At 32.7% G+C, this 391-nt stretch carries 1 protein-coding gene; it reads left to right on the top strand.

Going from position 1 to position 391, the window contains the following annotated elements; all coding sequences use genetic code 11:
• Nucleotides 1-233 (top strand): hypothetical protein (locus JIV24_RS22550; RefSeq protein WP_234445933.1); only part of this gene is annotated, 233 nt, incomplete at its 5' end.
• Nucleotides 234-391: the final 158 nt, after the last annotated feature.

Consider the following 391-nt stretch of genomic DNA (forward strand, 5'->3'; position numbering starts at 1 on the left):
TTGCAATAAACGATTCTGATAAAGATATCAGGAAGTCAGCAATACAAAGGTTGACATCTCAATCTACATTATCACATATGGCTATAAATGACAATGAAAGTGAAGTAAGAAAATTAGCTGTTGAGAAATTGACTTCTCAATCGACACTTTCTCACGTTGCAATAAACGATTCTGATAAAGAAATCAGAAAATTAGCTTTAATTCGTTTAAACAATTTGAAGGATAACCTTTAAAGAAAAAAATACGCAGCATAACACGCTAGTATAAAGCAATTGGCGTACGTGAGAATTTGAAAGTAAGGTTGGGTAATCGACCACCGCCAAATCTTTGATTTGGCTTTAGAATTGGAAAGTAAAAACAAATAAAAGATTTGGCTCAGTTGAGTTTTGGA

It is taken from the genome of Carboxylicivirga marina (assembly GCF_016612505.1).
GTDB lineage: Bacteria > Bacteroidota > Bacteroidia > Bacteroidales > Marinilabiliaceae > Carboxylicivirga > Carboxylicivirga marina.